The organism is Spirilliplanes yamanashiensis, assembly GCF_016863475.1.
Lineage (GTDB): Bacteria > Actinomycetota > Actinomycetes > Mycobacteriales > Micromonosporaceae > Spirilliplanes > Spirilliplanes yamanashiensis.
Genome location: NZ_BOOY01000007.1, coordinates 83,476 through 99,378 on the forward strand (window position 1 = coordinate 83,476; position 15,903 = coordinate 99,378).

16 protein-coding genes are annotated in these 15,903 nt (G+C 77.3%); 6 read left to right on the plus strand and 10 right to left on the minus strand.

All coding sequences use genetic code 11. The features are described 5' to 3' along the window. Positions 1 to 4 precede the first annotated feature (4 nt). Positions 5 to 1,498, minus strand: a complete 1,494-nt coding sequence (locus Sya03_RS06635) for a fibronectin type III domain-containing protein (RefSeq protein WP_203937295.1) — start codon at positions 1,496 to 1,498, stop codon at positions 5 to 7. 142 nt (positions 1,499 to 1,640) lie between these two features. Between Sya03_RS06635 and Sya03_RS06640 the strand changes: the two genes are divergently transcribed. The 3 genes from Sya03_RS06640 to Sya03_RS06650 are packed head-to-tail and all read left to right on the plus strand — an operon-like array spanning position 1,641 to position 3,948. Beyond that, complete coding sequence (locus tag Sya03_RS06640; protein WP_203937296.1) at positions 1,641 to 2,294, plus strand: bifunctional 4-hydroxy-2-oxoglutarate aldolase/2-dehydro-3-deoxy-phosphogluconate aldolase; 654 nt, start codon at positions 1,641 to 1,643, stop codon at positions 2,292 to 2,294. Then, a complete protein-coding gene (locus tag Sya03_RS06645; protein WP_203937297.1) occupies positions 2,291 to 3,268 on the plus strand; it encodes a sugar kinase in 978 nt (325 codons plus the stop codon). Before Sya03_RS06640 ends, Sya03_RS06645 begins: the two co-directional genes overlap by 4 nt. 2 nt (positions 3,269 to 3,270) lie before the next feature. After that, on the plus strand, positions 3,271 to 3,948 hold the full coding sequence (locus Sya03_RS06650) for a nucleoside/nucleotide kinase family protein (RefSeq protein ID WP_203937298.1): 678 nt from the start codon (positions 3,271 to 3,273) through the stop codon (positions 3,946 to 3,948). Here the strand turns inward: Sya03_RS06650 and Sya03_RS06655 are convergent, their stop codons facing one another. The 8 genes from Sya03_RS06655 to Sya03_RS06690 all read right to left on the minus strand — a co-directional run bounded on the left by Sya03_RS06655 (position 3,949) and on the right by Sya03_RS06690 (position 11,747). Next, the gene (locus tag Sya03_RS06655) at positions 3,949 to 4,869 is read right to left on the minus strand and encodes a DUF389 domain-containing protein (protein ID WP_203937299.1); all 921 of its coding nucleotides are present in this window, start codon (positions 4,867 to 4,869) and stop codon (positions 3,949 to 3,951) included. It abuts the gene before it with no gap. 9 nt (positions 4,870 to 4,878) lie between these two features. Continuing rightward, positions 4,879 to 5,847: an XdhC family protein gene (locus Sya03_RS06660; RefSeq protein ID WP_203937300.1), complete on the minus strand. Its 969-nt coding sequence runs from the start codon at positions 5,845 to 5,847 to the stop codon at positions 4,879 to 4,881. Next, positions 5,840 to 6,403, minus strand: a complete 564-nt coding sequence (locus Sya03_RS06665) for a nucleotidyltransferase family protein (protein ID WP_203937301.1) — start codon at positions 6,401 to 6,403, stop codon at positions 5,840 to 5,842. Before Sya03_RS06665 ends, Sya03_RS06660 begins: the two co-directional genes overlap by 8 nt. Before the next feature lie 30 nt (positions 6,404 to 6,433). Further along, complete coding sequence (locus Sya03_RS06670; RefSeq protein WP_203937302.1) at positions 6,434 to 7,891, minus strand: class I SAM-dependent methyltransferase; 1,458 nt, start codon at positions 7,889 to 7,891, stop codon at positions 6,434 to 6,436. Further along, positions 7,888 to 8,751 carry a hypothetical protein gene (locus tag Sya03_RS06675; protein ID WP_203937303.1) on the minus strand — a complete coding sequence of 288 codons (864 nt, stop codon included), beginning with the start codon at positions 8,749 to 8,751 and terminating at the stop codon, positions 7,888 to 7,890. Before Sya03_RS06675 ends, Sya03_RS06670 begins: the two co-directional genes overlap by 4 nt. Position 8,752: 1 nt before the next feature. After that, entirely contained in the window at positions 8,753 to 9,832 is a 1,080-nt protein-coding gene (locus Sya03_RS06680) for a glycosyltransferase (RefSeq protein ID WP_203937304.1), read from the minus strand. Continuing rightward, positions 9,825 to 10,769, minus strand: a complete 945-nt coding sequence (locus Sya03_RS06685) for a glycosyltransferase family 2 protein (RefSeq protein WP_203937305.1) — start codon at positions 10,767 to 10,769, stop codon at positions 9,825 to 9,827. The genes Sya03_RS06680 and Sya03_RS06685 overlap by 8 nt, the downstream gene beginning before the upstream one ends. Positions 10,770 to 10,850: 81 nt before the next feature. Next, positions 10,851 to 11,747, minus strand: coding sequence for a MurR/RpiR family transcriptional regulator (locus tag Sya03_RS06690; protein WP_203937306.1), 897 nt, complete (start codon positions 11,745 to 11,747; stop codon positions 10,851 to 10,853). A gap of 446 nt (positions 11,748 to 12,193) precedes the next feature. Here Sya03_RS06690 and Sya03_RS06695 point away from each other — a divergent pair, with 446 nt between their 5' ends. Further along, entirely contained in the window at positions 12,194 to 13,384 is a 1,191-nt protein-coding gene (locus Sya03_RS06695; RefSeq protein WP_203937307.1) for a glycoside hydrolase family 64 protein, read from the plus strand. A 34-nt stretch (positions 13,385 to 13,418) separates the two neighbouring features. Here the strand turns inward: Sya03_RS06695 and Sya03_RS06700 are convergent, their stop codons facing one another. Then, the gene (locus Sya03_RS06700) at positions 13,419 to 14,258 is read right to left on the minus strand and encodes a peptidase associated/transthyretin-like domain-containing protein (RefSeq protein ID WP_203937308.1); all 840 of its coding nucleotides are present in this window, start codon (positions 14,256 to 14,258) and stop codon (positions 13,419 to 13,421) included. Between the two features lie 133 nt (positions 14,259 to 14,391). Between Sya03_RS06700 and Sya03_RS06705 the strand changes: the two genes are divergently transcribed. Together Sya03_RS06705 and pseI are read left to right on the plus strand one after the other, a co-directional pair. Next, complete coding sequence (locus tag Sya03_RS06705) at positions 14,392 to 14,877, plus strand: GNAT family N-acetyltransferase (protein ID WP_203937309.1); 486 nt, start codon at positions 14,392 to 14,394, stop codon at positions 14,875 to 14,877. Between the two features lie 2 nt (positions 14,878 to 14,879). Next, positions 14,880 to 15,902, plus strand: coding sequence for a pseudaminic acid synthase (gene pseI, locus Sya03_RS06710; RefSeq protein ID WP_203937310.1), 1,023 nt, complete (start codon positions 14,880 to 14,882; stop codon positions 15,900 to 15,902). Position 15,903: the final 1 nt, after the last annotated feature.

The following is a 15,903-nucleotide window of genomic DNA, read 5'->3' on the forward strand; positions in this document are numbered from 1 at the left end:
GGGATCAGACGCCCGGGGGCGGCGGCGGGGGACCGCCGGGGCCGCCCGGCGGGGGTGCCGGCGGGGCGAAGAAGCTCGCCGTGACCTGGACGGCGTTGCTCGGCGCCGACTCGCTGCCGGCCGCGTCCACCGCCACCACCGACAGCAGGTGGGTGGTGGCGGGCGGGAACTGGCCCGTCCACGCCGTGGCCGTCGTGGTGGCGACCAGGGTGGCGCCCTCGTAGATCCGGTACGCGGCGACGTCGCCGGGCGGGGCCGTCCACTGCACCGCCACGATGCCCTGCTCGGCGGGCCAGCCGCCCACCGGGCGCAGGTCCGCCGGGGCGGCAGGGCGGTCGGCGGGGCCGGCGGCGGTGCGCACGCGGGCGGTGCGGCTGGGGGCCGAGTCGGGGCAGCCGGCCGGGCGGGTCACCACGCGCAGGCGGTGGCGGGTGGCCGGCGGCAGGCCGCTGAGGTGCGCCGACGGGCCGGCGACGGTGGCCAGCTGGCGGTCGCCGTCGGTGACCACGAAGGTCGACGCCTCCACGACCGACGTCCAGGTCAGCGAGACCGACGACGCCGTGACCGCGGTGGCCGCCACGTCGACCGGGGCGGGGGTGGCGGGGGCGCAGCGCTGGGTGCGGGCCTCGACCGGCGGGGTCGCGGCGGACTCGGCGCCGGAGCCGCTCAGCGCGCTCACCGCCACGGTGCGGACGGTGTCGCGCCACAGGCCGGTGAGCCGGACCGACGGGCGGCTCGTGGTGGTCACCAGGCGGGTGCCGGACCACACGGCGTAGCGGGCGGCGCCACCGGCCGGCGGGGTCCAGGCCAGGTCGACGCCGGTGTCGGTGGAGCCGGTGACCGCGAGCCCGGCCGGCGCGGCCGGGGCGTCGCCCGGGCCGGCCGGGGTGGTGACGTGCAGGGTGCCGGGCCACGGCGGGCCGGGGCAGTCGAGGGGCCGGATCGTGGCCGTGTACGCCGTGCCCGGGGTGAGGCCGCCGACGCGCAGCGACGACTCGGCGGTGTCGAGCTGCCGCCCGGCCACCGTCACGCGCACGTGCCGGGGCGTCTCGCCGGCCGGCCAGCTGAGCGAGAACGCGGTCGGGCCGACGTCGGCGACGGTCAGCGGGCCGGGCCCGGGCTGGCACTGCGGCTGCATGCCGGACACCCAGACGTGCCGGGTGACCGGGGCGCTCAGCGCCGACTCGGTGCCGTCGTGGGCGACCGCGGCGACGCGGTAGGTGTGGGTGGTGCCGAAGCCCAGCCCGGTCACGGTGACGTGGGTGGTGGTGTTGCGGGCGACGACCGTGTCGCCCTCGTACACCCGGAAGTGGTGCGGCCGGCGACCGGCGGCCGGTTGCGACCAGGTGAGGGTGATCGAGGAGAACCCGTTCGTGGCGGTGGGCGTGCCCGGTGCGGCCGGCGCGCGGCGGCCCGGGTCGGCGGCGGCGGACGCCGGCGGCGCGACGAGCGCGAGCGACGCGGCCAGCAGGAGGCACGGCAGGAGGCGGCGGGACATGCCCCATCCCACCGCGCCTCCACAGTGGAGGTCAACGTCCGATCGGGCGATCCCGGCGGGGCCTGCGGCGCCGGGTGCGGGGGACGGTACCGTCGATCATGCCCGCGACGTCTTGTGGACCCGATAGGCCGGAGTGAGCTGCATGACCGGACACGCCATCGACCCGGCCACCGAGGCCGTGCTGCACAGCGGAGTCGTCGCCGTGCTGCGCGCCTCCTCCGCCGGGCGCTTCGCCGCGATCGCCGACGTCCTCGTCGCCGAGGGGGTCACCGCCATCGAGGTGACGCTCACCTCGGCCGGCGCGCTCGACGCCATCGCCGGGCTCGCCCGCGACCTGGCCGGCGACGCCGTCGTCGGGGCCGGCACCGTGCTCGACGCGGACGCCGCCCGCGCCTGCGCCGACGCCGGGGCGCGGTTCCTCGTCGCGCCCGCGCTCGTGCCCGAGGTGAGCGCCGCCGGGGCGGCGGCCGGCGTGCCCACGTACCCGGGCGCCCTGACCCCGACCGAGGTGCTGGCCGCGCACCGCGGCGGCGCGCCCGTCGTGAAGCTGTTCCCCGGCTCCGCCGTCGGACCGGGCTACGTCAAGGACCTGCGCGGGCCGCTGCCGGACGTGCGGATCATGCCGACCGGCGGCATCGGCCTCGACGACATCGGCGCCTGGCTGGGCGCCGGCGCGGTCGCCGTCGGCCTCGGCGGGCCGCTGCTCGGCGACGCCGGCTCCGGCGGCGACCTGGCCGCCCTGCGCGAGCGCGCCCGCCGCGCCGTCGCCGCCGTCCGCGCCGCGCGCGCCGCATGACCGGCCGCCCGGCCGGCGGGCTGGTCACCCTCGGCGAGACGATGGGCCTGGTCGCCGCCGACGGCATCGGCCCGCTCGAGTACGCCCGCGGCTTCTCGTTCGGCATCGGCGGGGCCGAGAGCAACGTGGCCGTCGGCGTGGCCCGCCTGGACGGCCGCGCCACCTGGATCGGCCGGGTCGGCGCCGACGCCACCGGCGACCTCGTGGCCCGCCGCCTCGCCGCCGAGGGCGTCGACACGGTCGCCGTGCGCGACCCCGGCTTCACCGGCCTGATGGTCCGGCACCGCCGCTCCGGCGGCGCCCTGCACGTCGACTACCACCGCGCCGGCAGCGCCGGGTCGCGGCTCGCCCCGGCCGACGTGCCGGACGCCGTCGTGGCGGCCGCCGGCGTCCTGCACGTCACCGGCATCACCCCGGCGCTGAGCGACTCGGCCCGCGATGCCGTCCGGCACGCCGTCCGGGTGGCCCGCGCCGCGGGCGTGCCCGTGTCGGTCGACGTCAACCACCGGGCCAAGCTGTGGGACCGGGCCACCGCCGCGCCGGTGCTGCGCGAGCTGGTCGAGCAGGCCGACATCGTCTTCGCCGGGCCCGCCGAGGCGCGGCTCGTGCTGGGCGGCGCCGGTCAGCCCGCCGGGCAGCCCGCCGCGGAGCTGGCCCGCGCGCTGGCCGCCCTCGGCCCGGCCGAGGCCGTGGTCAAGGACGGCGCGAACGGTTGCACCGCCGTCATCGACGGCGACCGCCACGACCTGCCCGCCGTCGCCGTCACCGTGGTCGACCCGGTCGGCGCGGGCGACGCCTTCGTGGCGGGCTACCTCACCGCCCGGCTGGCCGGCGCGTCCCCGGCGGAGCGGCTGCGCACGGCGATCGCGGTGGGCGCGTACGCGGTGACGGTCCCCGGCGACTGCGAGGGCCTGCCCCGCCGCGCCGAGCTGGACGCCTTCCTGTCCACCCCCGACGACGACGTGGCCCGGTAGGCGTGGACACGGGCGCCCGCGGCGAGCTGCTCGACCGGCTGGCGGACGCGGCCGGCGCCGTGGCGGCCGCGCACCCGGTGCGGGTCGCGGTCGACGGGGCGCCCGCCGCGGGCAAGACCACACTGGCCGACGAGCTGGCGGCGGTCCTGCGCGCCCGCGGCCGGGAGGTCGTCCGCGCCTCGATCGACGGCTTCCTGCGGCCCCGCGCCGAGCGCTACCGGCGCGGCCCGTACTCGCCCGAGGGCTGCTACGAGGACTCCTTCGACCTCGGCGCCCTGCACCGGTACCTGCTCGGGCCGCTGAGCCCCGGCGGCGACCGCCGGTACCGGGACGCCTGCTACGACCGCGCCACCGACGCCGTCGTCTCCCCGCCGGCGCGGACCGCGGGCGCGGGCGCGGTGCTGGTGTTCGACGGGGTGTTCCTGCTGCGCCCCGAGCTGGACGACCGCTGGGACCTGCGCATCCACGTGGCCGCGTCGTTCGAGCGGACCCTGGACCGGGCGCGGACCCGGGACCTGGACCGGCTGGGGTCCACCGCCGAGGTCGAGCGGTTCTTCCGCGAGCGGTACCAGCCGTCCCAGCGGCGCTACGCGGCGGAGTGCCGCCCCGCCGGGCGCGCCGACGTCGTGGTGCACAACGACGAGCCCGCGCGGCCGCGCTGGCACGTCCGGCGGCGCTGATCAGCGGGGGCGCCGCCACGCGACCCGCTGCACGAGCAGGGTCAGCACGCCCGCCGCGACGATGGCGGCCACGTTGACGAGCAGCTGCACCGCCGAGCCGGCGGCCTCGTCCGGTACGCCGTAGGCCAGCGCCACCGCCGCGTTCGCGGCCGCCGGGACGGTGGTGACGGAGATGAGGACGCCGACCAGCGTGCCCGCCTTGGCCGAGGTCAGCGACAGCATGCCGGCGACCCCGCCCAGGACGCCGACCACCCAGGACAGGGCGTCGGGGCGCCAGATGAAGTCGGTGAGCGGCCGCGGGTCGGTCAGCATCGACCGCTCGACGAGGCCGGCGGCGTCGAGGCCCCACGTGGCGAGCACGGTGGCGGCCATCGCGATCGGGAAGCCGGCGCCCAGCGCCACCAGCGAGCGGCGCACCAGCGCGCCCCGGCGGCGCACCAGCCCGACGCACAGCGCGGCGAGCGGGCCGAACTCGGGCCCGACGACCATCGCGCCGACGATGAGGATGGGCTGGTCGAGCAGCACGCCGATGCCCGCGAGGATGGTCGCCACGGTGAGGAACGTCAGGTACGCGGCCGACAGCCGGGTCTCCTCGCCGGTGGTGTGCTCGATCTCCTCCCACACCACCGCGTCCACCCCGAAGCCGGGGACCCGGCGGTCGGCCCGCTCGGCGGAGCGCGACAGCACCGTGTCGACGCGCTCCATCATGATCGAGCCGTCGCGGTCGACGCCCAGCTCGCGCAGCGCGGCCAGCAGGTTGCTCGCGCCCTCGCGCACCACGTCGCAGACGACGGCGTCGCCGGCGGGGGAGCGGGCCGCGCCGGGCAGCACGATCACGTTCGTGACGGCCCGGTCGGCCTGGAGCAGGTCGGCGACCCGGGTGGTCTTGTCGCTCGGCACGATGATCCGCAGGTGCAGCACGCGCCGAGCCTAGGGGGCGTGGATGGGCCCCCGGGTGGCGGTCAGGCGATTGCCGGTGCCGCCGCGGCGCAGCGCCACCACCTCGGCCAGGATGCTGACGGCCGTCTCGGCGGGCGTGCGGGCGCCCAGGTCGAGGCCGATGGGGGAGGCGAGCCGGGCCAGCGCGGCGTCGTCGGCGCCCGCCTCGCGCAGCCGGCGCAGCCGGTCGTCGTGGGTGCGGCGGGAGCCCATCGCGCCGACGTACGCCAGGTCGAGGCGCAGGGCGGCGGCCAGCACCGGAACGTCGAACTTGGGGTCGTGGGTGAGCACGCAGACGACGGTGCGGGCGTCGAGCCGGCCGGCGGCGGCCTCGGCGGTCAGGTAGCGGTGCGGCCACGCCACCACGACCTCGTCGGCGCCGGGCAGCCGCTCGGGGGTCGCGAACACCGGCCGGGCGTCGCACACGGTGACCCGGTAGCCGAGCAGGGCGGCGGCGCGGGCCAGCGCGGCGGCGTGCTCGGTGGCGCCGAAGACGAGGAACCGGGGCGGGGGCAGGAACTCCCGCACGAGGTGGCCGGCCGCGCCGGGGGCGGTCAGCCGGTGGGTGCCGTCGGCCGCGGTGACCAGGGCGACCGGGCGGCCGGCCGCGACCGCCTCGGCCAGCTCCGGCAGCTGCGGCAACGTCGCGCGCGACACCGGCTCCACGTACAGCTCGATGGTGCCGCCGCAGGTCAGGCCGACGGCGCCGGCGTCGTCGTCGCTCACCCCGTAGCGCACGGTCGTGGGCCGGCCGGACGCGGCGACCTCGCGGCACACCTCGTAGACGGCTGCCTCGACGCAGCCGCCGGAGACGCTGCCGGCCACGGTGCCGTCCGGCCCGACGGCCATCGCCGCGCCCACCTCGCGGGGCGCGCTGTCCCAGGTGGCGGTGACGGTGGCCAGGGCGGCGGTGCCGCCGTCGCGCCACCAGCCGAGCAGCGGCTCCAGCACGTCACGCATCGGCGGGCACGTCGATGTCGCGGTCGTCGGCCACGTCGGCGCAGTCGACGACGGTCACGGCGTGGGCGCGCAGGTAGTCGCGGGCGCCCGCGTCGCCGGTGGCGGTTGCGGCGACGCCGGCCCAGTGGTCGCGGCCGAGGACGACCGGGTGGCCGCGGCGGCCGCCGTACCCGGCGGTGACCAGGCTGCCCGCCGTGGCGCCGGCGGCGACTCGCCGCACGGCCGCCGGGGTGACGCCCGGCATGTCCACGAGCAGCACCACGGTGGCGTCGACGTCATCGGCGTCGGCGAGGGCGGCCAGGCCCGCGCGCAGCGACGACGCCAGGCCCGTCGCCCAGTCCGGGTTCTCGACGGTGACCGCGCCGCCCAGGTCGGCCCGGGCCCGCACCTCGGCGGCCGCCGCGCCGAGCACCACCACGGTGCGCGCGACCCCGGCCGCGCGCAGGGTGGCGGCGGCGCGCTCCACGAGCAGACCGCCCCGGTACGCGACCAGCGCCTTCGGCCCGCCGAAGCGCCGGCCGCCCCCGGCGGCCAGCACCAGCCCGCTGACGGTCATCACCCGAGCGTAACCGCGCCGGGGCCCCCGTCAGCGCAGGCGGCGCACCACCGCCCGGGCCGTGCCGCGGGCCGCCTTGAAGCCACCGAGCAGGGCGCGCCCGGCGCGGGCCGGCCCGGTGTCGCTCAGCAGCGCGACGAGGCGCCACGCCTGGTCGAGCGCGGTCTCCCGCTCGGTGAGCGCCCGCTCCCGCCAGGCGGCCTGGGCGCGGGCGTCGGCGAGCTCGCGGGCGAGCCGGTCGCGCTCGGCGGTCAGCTCCCGGACGGTGAGCGGGCCGGTGCGGCGCGGCGTGCCGGTGGGCGGGTCGACGTCGCGGCCGGTCATGGCGGCGAGCAGCCGGGTCAGCCCGGCCTCGTCGAGCGGGCCGGGCCAGGGCAGCGGCAGGCCGCCGCCGAGCAGGTCCGCGGCGAGCGCGTGCAGGGCCAGCACCGGGTCGCCCGGCGCGGCCAGGGCGGTCAGCGTCCCGGCCCGGTCGACGACGATCTGGTCGGCGTGCACGCCCGCGGCGGTGCTGTCCTGCCAGGCGCCGAGCGCCTCGCGCACCGCCGGCAGGTCGCGCCGCAGCACGGCCGCGGTGACGACCTCGGTCAGGGTGCGCCCGGCGGGCACCCGCTCGGCGCCGCCCGCCCGGTGCCGCCACCAGTGCCCGTCGCGGCGCCGCACGACCTCGGCGCCGGCCACGGCGGCGACATCGGTGTCGGCGCCGGTGTCGCCCCGCCGGGCGGTCACGATCCAGGCCGGCGCCAGGTGGGCGGCGGCGCCGTGGCGCAGCGCGTCCACCGCCAGCCGGGCCGGGTCGGTCAGGGCCGGCGCGGTGGTGCGGCAGGCGCGGGCCAGCGCCGCGGTGGCCCAGCCGCGCAGGTCGTCGTCGGCGCACGCGGCCTCGCCGAGCAGCACCTCGGGGGCGGCCGGCGACGGCCACGCCGCGTACACCGCGGGTGTGCCGAGGCCCGCGGCCGTGAGGTGGGCGCGGAGCCGGTCGAGCCCGGCGGGCCGGCCGGGGTCGTGGGTGTCGGCGGGGGACCAGCCGGCGGTGGCCGGGTCCGGCGCGAACGCGATCAGGCGGTGGGTGCCGACCATGTTCTCGACGCCGAGCAGCAGGGTGCCGCCGGGGCGCAGCGCGCCGAGCAGCAGCGCGAACGCCTCGGCCCACGGCGGCGGCTCCGCCTCGGCGGACGACAGCCGGCCCAGCCCGTCGAGGGCGACGACCGTGTCGAAGGGCGGCTCGGCGGCCAGCTTGGCGAGGTCGCCGCAGCACACCGTGGCGTCCGGGTAGCGCTCGGCCAGCCGCCGGGCGTCCGGCAGGCCGCGCACCAGCAGCGTCAGGTCGGCCGGGGGCAGCGCGTCGAGCAGGGCGGGGTCGTGCGGGCCCGCGACCAGCACCCGGCCGCGCGCGGCGGCGGCCAGCAGCGGGACGAGGGCGGCGCCGCGCACCGGGTCGCGGTCGGTCCACACCGGCATCTCGCCGCCGATCAGCCGGGGGTTCACCGGCGGATCCCGGGCAGCGCGGCGTCGTCCACGTAGGTCTCCTGGTACTCGTCGGGCCAGCCGAGGATGCGGCGCAGTTCGGCGGGCGGCAGCAGGCGGTCGGCGCCCAGCTCGGCGGCGGCGACGGCCCGGGCGGCCGCCGGGTCGGGGCGCGGCCCGTGCAGCTCCGGCCACTCGCGGCGGATGCGGTCCTGGCCGCCCAGCGACGGGTCCTCGTTCTCCAGCACCATCGGGTCGCCGTAGACGGCGGGCTCGCAGCCGGCCAGCGCGCCGTACAGGACGGCGCTGCTGAGCCGGTTCGACGCGACGCGGGCGTGCCGGCGCTGCTCGGCGAGCTGCCGGTCGAGGAAGTCCGGGTCGAGGTCGCGGTAGCGGCCGCCGCGGTAGCCGTGGCACACGACGCGGAACCCGGCGCGCTCGTAGCGGCGGCGCAGCCGGGGCGACTGGAACTCCTGCCAGTACAGGCAGACCGTCACCGGGCCCGGCTCGGTGGCGCGGATCTCGTCGACGAGCCGGGCGTGGTCGCCGACGACCCGCTGGCCCTCCCAGCCGTGGAACGGGTACCAGATCGTGCCCTCGCGCGGGGCGTCCGGCTCCGGGCTCATCCGCAGCAGGTACGCCCACGGCGCCCCGACGACGTAGGTGTCGTGGCGGCCCAGCGCCCACGCCCGCCGCCGGGTGCGCTCCGACCAGACGAGCGTGGGCACGCCCGGCACGTAGGAGTGGTCGCCCGCCATGCCGTCGCCGATGTTCCAGCCGTGCTGCAGGTAGCCGCGGATGCGCGGCGGGCGGCGGGGGTCGAGGCCGCACCAGCGGGCCAGCACGTGCGAGTGGCCGTAGTAGTGGTTGGCGTGGTGCATGTCAGCTGACCGCCTCGTACAGCGCTTCCAGGGCCCGGCTCTGCCGCGCGAGGTCGAAGTGCGCCTCGGCGTGCCGGCGGGCCTGCCGGCCGAGGCGGGCGCGCAGCGCGTCGTCGGCGAGCAGCTTGCCGATGTGGACGGCGAGCGCCGCGTGGTCGCCCTCGGCGGACAGCAGCCCGGTCTCGCCGTCCACGACGGCCTCGGGGATGCCGCTGTGGACCGTGGTGACGGCGGGCACGCCCAGCGCGGCGGCCTCCAGGATCGTGGTGGGCAGGCCCTCGGTGTCGCCGTCCGGGGCGGTGCGCGACGGCGCGGCGAGCACCCGGGCGGCGGCCACGTGCCGGCGCACCCCGGCGGGGTCCAGCGCGCCGGTGAACGTGGCGTCGACGCCGAGCGCGGCCGCCCGCTCCCGCGCCGCGGCGAGCAGCGGCCCGTCGCCGATCAGCACGGCCCGCACGCCGGGCAGCGTCCCCAGCGCCTCGATGAGGTCGGCGACGCCCTTCTTGGCGACGAACCGGCCGACGAACGCGACGTCCCACGCCGGCGCGACGGGCTCGGGCGCCGGCGGCAGCGGGACGCCGGTGTGGTGCACCCGGACCCGGGCGGGGTCGGCGCCGAGCGCGACGGCCCGGCCCCGGATCGGCTCGGAGACGGCGAGCACGGCGGCGGCCCGGCGGAACACCGCCCGCAGGTGGCGGCGGTGCCGGCGGCCGCGCCAGCCCGGGGCGGCGGCCTGCGCGGTGACGTCGAGCCCGTGCAGGGTGACGACCAGCGGCACCCCCAGCCGGGCGGCCTCGCCGCTGACCAGCCACGCGTCGCCGCCGAAGTGGGCGTGCACGACCGCGGGGCGCTGCGCGGCGAGGGCGGCGCGCAGCCGCCGGGACCGGCCGGTGAGGCGCAGCCACAGCCAGCCGGCCCGGCGCAGCGCGATGACGTCGTCGTCCGCGGCGAGGTGCGACGGCACCTTCACGGCGCCGACGTACGCGGCCCGCCAGGTCGCCAGCGCGGCCCCGTGGTGGCGCACGAACGTCTCGGACGCGGGCAGCAGCAGGCTGCGCCAGACGACGACGGTCCTACCCATCGGCCCGCTTGCGCCCCAGCAGCAGGTCGCGCACCCGGCCGCGCAGCCCCGGCGGCAGCAGCCAGATCTGCAGGTACGTGAGGTAGTCCAGGGCGCCGGGCCGGCCGTGCCTCCGGGCGTCGCGCAGCAGCTCGCGGAACACTCGCGGGCTGCGGGTCGGCGCGGCCATCGAGCCGATGACGCTGAGCATGACCGCGGCGTACGCGCGCGGCGTGACGAGGTGCCGGATGCCGCGCAGCCAGGCGAGCTGGCCCTCCCACGGCGCGTGCAGGCTGATCCGGTCGCGGTCCTCGTCCTGGTGCCAGACGACGAGCGGCTCGTCGGCGAACAGCAGCTGCACGTCGTCGTGCGCGACCGCGCGCAGCGTCCAGTCCAGCTCCTGCTGCCGGCGCAGGCCCACGGTGAACGGCACGCGGCGCAGCAGCTCGGTCGGCGCCAGGATGGTGGAGGTCTGGATGAACCCGTCGCCGTAGAACAGGCCGCGCCGCACGGTCAGGTACTCGCTGATCGGCTCGCCGTCGGCGGGCAGCCGGCGCGGCAGCACGGAGTCGGCGCGCGGCGTGCGGTTGATGAGCCGGCTGGCCACGACGGGCAGCGCCCGGTCGGCGTCGCGGGCCACCTTGAGCTGGGTCGCCAGCTTCTCGGGCAGGAACTCGTCGTCGTCGTCGAGGAACGCGGTGTACTCGGCGCGGGCGTGCGCGGCGCCCACGTTGCGGGCGTGGGGTGCGCCGCCGCTCTCGGCCAGCGGCACGACGCGCAGCCGGTCGTCGCCGATCGCGGCCAGCGCGGCGACGGTGGCGTCGTCGGGGCCGTCGACCACCACGATCACCTCGACGGCGTCCATCGTCTGGGCGAGCGCGCTGCGCACGGCGCGGGTCACCAGGTCGGGCCGGCCGCGGGTGGGGACGACCACGCTGACCTCGGGTGTCGGGGGCATGAGGACGCACCGTAGGAGCGGCGGGCGGCCCGCCGGTGAATCGCCGGTGTCGATCCGGCGTACGCGGGGCTGCGGGTTGCGTCAGGAGCGGCGGCGGCGCCGGCCCGAGTCCTCGGGCAGGCGGTGGCCCTGCACGGCGCGGGCGGTGAGCTCGAAGGCGTCCAGGGTGCGCTCGAAGGTGCGCTGCGCGACGGCCACGTAGACCAGGTCGAGCACGAGCAGCTGGGAGTGCAGGGCGGACAGGGCGGCCAGCCGGAACGTGGACTCAGGCGCGGCGGTGGTGAGCACGACGTCGGCGATCTGGGTGACGGGGGAGCGGGGGAAGGAGGTGACGGCGACGGTGAGCGCGCCGTGCGCGGACGCCTCGGTCAGCATCTCGATGACCTCGCGGGTGCGGCCGCTGTGCGAGATGCCGATGGCGACGTCCTGCGGGCCGAGCAGGGCGGCGTTGGTGAGGGCGGTGTGCGGGTCGGCGCGGAACCAGCAGGGCACCCGGATGCGTTCGAGCCGGAACGCCATCTCGCGGGCGGCGGTGCCGGAGCTGCCGAAGCCGAACAGCTCGACCCGGCCCGCGGCCCCGACGGCGCCCGCGACGCGTTCCACGGCGGCGAGGTCGACCTGCTCGGCGGTGTCCTGGATGGCCCGGGTGTCGGCGGAGGCGACGACGCCGCGCAGGTGGGCGAGGTCGTCGTCGGGGCCGATCTCGCGGTCGATGTCGGTGTCCCAGCGGGCCTGGGCGGCCCGCCCCGTGGCGGCGGCGACGGCGACGCGCAGCTCCGAGTAGCCGCGGTAGCCGAAGACCCGGCAGAACCGGGTGACGGTGGCGGTGGACGTGCCGGCGCGCTGGGCGAGGTCGACGATGGTGCCGCGGGCGGTGCGGTCGGGCTCGTCGAGGATCCGCTCGGCGACGCGTTGCAGCGCGCTGGGCAGGGTCGGCAGCTCGGTGCGGACCCGGCCGAGGAAGCCGCCCTCCGTCATGGCAATTCCTTTCGCGGGCTTGAGCCGACACCGAAAATTATCTCCACCATCACTGCCCGCACACAAGGCGACCCCTGCGTGACGGTGCGGGACGGCTCTCGCGGGCCCCGCCGGCGGCCCGGAAATCGTCCGGGGAATATTCGCTCCCGAGATGCGCGAAACCCGGCGCCGGGGCAGGATGCCGCACCCCCGCACGGGCCCTGAGCTGGGCGCCGACCGCTGCATCGGTTTATTTCGGGGATGTTTCCCCAGGTCGCGGCGCATTTATCGGCGGCAATCGCGCGAGGTGCGGTTGACATATGACGGCGGTCACAACAAGATCCAGAACGAGCACTCTCGGGTTAGCGGAGAGTGACGGCCCGGGCTGCCCCCCGCCGTGCCCACCTCACCGCAGCCCGGCCGGACGCAGCCCCCCGCGTCCTCACGGGCCGAGCAGGAAGGTGCCTATGCGCCTCAACAAGACCGTCCTCCGCAGCATCGCGGCCGCCGTCATCGCCACCCCCGTGGTCGCCATGGCCATCCCCGACGCCGAGGCCGCCGGACCCGACGTGCTGCCGCTGACCGTCACCAACAACTCGGGCCGCGGCGAGTCCGTCCACCTGTACGTGCTCGGCACGAACATCGACACCGGCAAGCTCGGCTACGTCGATTCCGCCGGCACCTTCACCGCGTGGAGCGGCGGCGCCAACCCGCCCGTGGCGGCCCCGGACGTCTCGATCCCCGGCCCGGCGAACGGCGCCAGCAGCACCCTGAAGATCCCGAAGGGCCTGTCCGCCCGCATCTACATGTCGTTCGGCGACAAGCTCGACTTCAAGCTCAGCCAGGACGGCGGCCTCGTGCAGCCCGCGCCGTGGGCCGACGGCGACGCCAACAGCGACATCCTGTTCGACTGGTCGGAGTTCACCTACAACGACGCCGGCCTGTGGCTCAACAGCTCGCAGGTGGACCACTTCGCCGTGCCGCACGCCGTCGAGGTGACCGGCTCCGACGGTGAGACCCTGCGCACCGGCGAGCTGAAGCCGGGCGGCCGCGACGCCGTCATCGAGGGCCTGAAGGCCGAGGAGGGCTTCGGCGACCTCGTGCAGACCGGCCCCGACGGCGAGGTGCTGCGGGTGCTGGCCCCGGGCAAGGGCGCCGACTCCGGCGACTTCGACCCGAACTACCTCGACCCGTACATCGACGAGGCCTGGGCCGCGTACGGCTCGGAGAAGCTGACGGTCGCGCCGTTCAAGGAGCAGCCGGACACGAAGTTCTACGGCACCACCTCCGGCGACACGATGACGTTCACCGACGGCAGCGGCGCGCAGGTCGCCGAGATCCAGAAGCCGTCCACGGCGGACGTGTGGGGCTGCGACGGCAACCTGGCCGCCCCGAACGACCTGGTCGTCGGCCCGATCGCGCGCAGCCTGTGCGCCGCCCTGCACCGCTCCACGCTGGGCACCGCACCGGTCGAGCCGGTCACCGACGCCGGTGAGTTCTACGACAACGAGCTGACGAACCACTACTCGAAGCTGATCCACGAGCAGATGGTCGACGGCAAGGCGTACGGCTTCGCGTTCGACGACGTGGCCGCGCAGGAGTCGCTGGTGCACAGCGGCGACCCGCAGACCGCGGCGATCGAGCTGACCGCGTTCTGATCCGTCCCGACCCGACCGCGGCGGCCGCCTCCCCTCAGCGGCCGTCGCGGTCGGCGTCCGCGCTCAGGATGAGGACGCCCAGGTAGCCGTCGTACTCGCGGGTGACCTTCAGCAGCATGCTGTCGTCGTAGACCGGGTCGGTGGCGTTCGTCGTCTCCGCGCCGGCCCGCGGCGGGTACGGGGCCCGGGCGAACACGGCGTCGTTGAGCCGTTCGGGGAACATCAGCTGGGTGGTGAGCACCGGGGCGTCGGCGGCGTGCACCATGACGTTGACGTGCGGGGTGCGGCCCCGCTGCCGGCCGGGCCAGACGGTGACGAACTCGACGATGCCGCGGGGGTCGGTGACCTGGGCGCCGCGCAGGTAGCGCCGCGGGCCGACCGGCCGCAGGCTCGCCGTCGCGGCCGGGGCGCCTGACGGGGGCGCGCTCGCGGCGGCGCCGGCCGGCGGCACCGCCTCCGCCCCCGAGTACAGCCCGGCCGCGTCGCAGTGCCAGATCTCCACCACGGCGCCCGGCAGCGGCCCGCAGCTCTCGCTGTCCTGCACCTTCAGCACCAGGCGCAGGCGCACCCCGGCCCGGTCCTCGCGGACGTCGGAGCGGATCCGGCCGGCGTCGTAGTAGTACGGCCCCGCCGGGGTGGCGGTGGTGAGCGCGCACACGCTGGACCCGGCGAACAGCGAACTCAGGTCGTCGTCGTCGCCCGGCGCGGTGGTGGCGGGCGGCGCCACCGAGGGCGGTGCGGTGCCGGCCGGCGCGCCGCCGCCGGAGCACCCGGCGAGCACCCCGCCGAGCACCCCGCTGAGCACCCCGCCCACGCCGGCCGCCCCGAAGCCGGCGATCAGCTGCCTGCGGCTCACCCGCCGTCGCTCGCTCACCGCTCCACGATAAGGGACAAAAGGGGCGTTCGCCCGGGTCGCCGCCAGGCCACCCAGATGTCACCTTCGGTTCGTGCCGCGGCCATGCCCGGCGCATAGCGTGACGGCCTCCCGAACCGAAAGAGGGCAGCCCGTGCTTCGACCCGCGGCCGACGCCGACCGCGACCCGGTCCTCGCCTGGCGCAACCACCCCGAGGTGCGGCAGGCCAGCTTCACCACGCACGAGATCGGCGCCGCCGACCACGCGGCGTGGTGGGCGGGCGGCGGCCGCGACCGCATTCTGATCTTCGAGTACGCGGGCCGGCCGGCCGGCGTCGTGACGATCGAGGCAGACGGGACCTGGGGCTACTACCTCGACGTGGCGGGCCTGACGGAGCGCCGCGAGTTCCTGCCCGCCTGGCTGGAGCTGGAGCGCGAGGCGATCGGGTACGCGTTCGACGTGCTGGGCCTGGAGCGGCTCACCGGCGAGACGCTCGCCTGGAACACCCCGGTGCTGGCCCTGCACCGGCGGTTCGGGTTCCGCGAGACCGACAGACATCAGCGCCCGGTCGACGGGGTGCCGCAGGAGGTCGTCCGGACCGAACTGCGCGCCGCCGACCGGCTCACCGTGAGGCGGTAGCAGTGTTCGAGCAAGGCGGTCGGCCGTACATCGTGGCCGAGCTGTCCGGCAACCACAACGGCGACCTCGACCGGGCCCTGGCCCTGGTCGACGCGGTCGCCGAGGCCGGCGCGCACGCGGTGAAACTGCAGACGTACACGGCGGACACGCTGACGGTGAACGTCGACGACCCGCGGTTCCGGCTGTCCAGCGGCCACGACCTGTGGGGCGGGCAGCACCTGTACGAGCTGTACTCCAAGGCGCACACCCCGTGGGAGTGGCACGAGGTCATCTTCGCCCGGGCGCGGGAGCACGGGCTGACCGCGTTCTCCAGCCCGTTCGACCCGACGGCCGTGGACCTGCTGGAGAAGCTGGACGCGCCGCTGTACAAGATCGCGTCGTCGGAGCTGGTCGACCTGCCGCTGATCCGGCTCGTCGCGTCCACCGGCAAGCCGCTCATCATCTCCACCGGCATGGCCACCCTCACCGAGATCGGCGCGGCCGTCGACGCCGCCCGCGAGGCCGGCTGCACCGACCTGTGCCTGCTGGCCTGCACCGCCTCGTACCCGGCGCCGCCGCAGGAGAGCAACCTGCGCCGCATCCCGGTGCTGGCGCAGGCGTTCGGGGTGCCCGTCGGGCTGAGCGACCACACGCACGGCATCGGCGCCCCGATCGCCGCCGTCGCCCTCGGCGCGAGCGTCGTCGAGAAGCACGTGACCCTGGCGCGCGCCGACGGCGGCGTGGACTCCGCGTTCTCGCTGGAACCGGCCGAGCTGGCCGCGCTCGTGGTCGAGAGCGAGCGCGCCTGGCTGGCGCTCGGCGGCACCCGGGTCGGCCCGACCGAGCACGAGCGCGAGGGGCTGCGGTTCCGCCGCTCGCTGCACGTCGTCGCCGACGTGAAGGCCGGCGACGTCGTCACCGAGGCCAACGTGCGCTCCATCCGCCCCGCGGGCGGGCTCGCCCCGGACGCCATCGGCGTCGTGCTCGGCCGCACGTTCACCCGGGACGCGGCCGTCGGCACGCCGCTCGCCTGGGACCTGGTGTAGC

Bases quoted from the DNA above. Each gene is read 5' to 3' on its own strand.
- Sya03_RS06645 (WP_203937297.1), top strand. From the start codon at position 2,291: ATGACCGGCCGCCCGGCCGGCGGGCTGGTCACCCTCGGCGAGACGATG.
- Sya03_RS06685 (WP_203937305.1), bottom strand. From the start codon at position 10,769: ATGCCCCCGACACCCGAGGTCAGCGTGGTCGTCCCCACCCGCGGCCGG.
- Sya03_RS06640 (WP_203937296.1), top strand. From the start codon at position 1,641: ATGACCGGACACGCCATCGACCCGGCCACCGAGGCCGTGCTGCACAGC.
- Sya03_RS06680 (WP_203937304.1), bottom strand. From the start codon at position 9,832: ATGGGTAGGACCGTCGTCGTCTGGCGCAGCCTGCTGCTGCCCGCGTCC.
- Sya03_RS06675 (WP_203937303.1), bottom strand. From the start codon at position 8,751: ATGCACCACGCCAACCACTACTACGGCCACTCGCACGTGCTGGCCCGC.
- Sya03_RS06665 (WP_203937301.1), bottom strand. From the start codon at position 6,403: ATGACCGTCAGCGGGCTGGTGCTGGCCGCCGGGGGCGGCCGGCGCTTC.
- Sya03_RS06695 (WP_203937307.1), top strand. From the start codon at position 12,194: ATGCGCCTCAACAAGACCGTCCTCCGCAGCATCGCGGCCGCCGTCATC.
- Sya03_RS06660 (WP_203937300.1), bottom strand. From the start codon at position 5,847: ATGCGTGACGTGCTGGAGCCGCTGCTCGGCTGGTGGCGCGACGGCGGC.
- Sya03_RS06690 (WP_203937306.1), bottom strand. From the start codon at position 11,747: ATGACGGAGGGCGGCTTCCTCGGCCGGGTCCGCACCGAGCTGCCGACC.
- Sya03_RS06635 (WP_203937295.1), bottom strand. From the start codon at position 1,498: ATGTCCCGCCGCCTCCTGCCGTGCCTCCTGCTGGCCGCGTCGCTCGCG.